Raw genomic sequence first — 855 nt, 5'->3', positions numbered from 1 at the left:
CACGCCCCCAACGCAATGGGCAACTTCTGCTTCGCGGTGACGCTCGGCTACCGGCGGCTGGAGCTCCTTCCCCGTGCGGAGGGTAAGGGGCGTCACAATGGGTAGTAGGTTTGTGACATGGTGCGTGGTGATCGTGTCGATAGCGTCGAGTACGCCCGGCGGGTCAACGCCGCCGCGGATCTGGCCGGGGCGGGTGTACCCGTGGCCGCAGCCGCCCGCACGTTGGCGAGTAGGTACGGGGTGTCGGTGCGTCAGGCACACCGGTATCTGGAGCAGGCCGTGGCCTCTGGACATCTCGAAGTCCCCGAGTCAAGCGTGGTGTTCACCGTCAAGCTGCCGGAATCTCTGGCAGGACAGATCCGTGCCCGGGCTCACGAGAGCGACCGGGCGATCTCCGCGGTGGTGGCCCAGGCCCTGGCCCAGTTCCTTCAGCGGGATGCCACGGAGGGCCGGCCGGGCAGGTGAGCGACCGGCCGGTTCAGGTGGAGGCGGTCTTCGACCGCCATGCGGCGGCGGACCTGGCCGCGGCCTACGCCGCGTTGGTTCCGCAGCGGCGAGCCCGGATACCGGACTGCCTGGAGCAGACAGGAGTGAGCGATGACCAGCGTGGCGATCTACGCCCGGGTGTCCTCGGCCCGGCAGAAGAAGGACCAGACGATCGGTTCGCAGACCGCGGCCCTGCGCGCGCACGCCGCCGAGAAGCGTCTTGAGCTGCCCGAGGAGTGGGTGTTCGAGGACGAGGGCCACTCCGGGGCGACCCTGGTCAGGCCCGCTTTGGAGCGACTGCGCGACCTGGTCGCCCAGGTCGGTGTGGAGGTCGTGCTGTGCTACGCGCCTGACCGCCTCGCCCGTAAG

At 69.5% G+C, this 855-nt stretch carries 2 protein-coding genes; both read left to right on the top strand.

The annotated features are described in order from the left end of the window. Positions 1-117: 117 nt before the first annotated feature. Positions 118-465, top strand: coding sequence for a hypothetical protein (locus tag I8N67_RS41740; protein WP_200309603.1), 348 nt, complete (start codon positions 118-120; stop codon positions 463-465). 132 nt (positions 466-597) lie between these two features. After that, the coding region (locus I8N67_RS41735; protein WP_200309601.1) for a recombinase family protein at positions 598-855 on the top strand (258 nt) is incomplete at its 3' end.

It is taken from the genome of Streptomyces adelaidensis, assembly GCF_016598475.1.
Classification (GTDB): domain Bacteria; phylum Actinomycetota; class Actinomycetes; order Streptomycetales; family Streptomycetaceae; genus Streptomyces; species Streptomyces adelaidensis.
The sequence above is the reverse complement of the archived record's forward strand: the minus strand, read 5'-3'. Positions and strand labels throughout refer to the sequence as shown.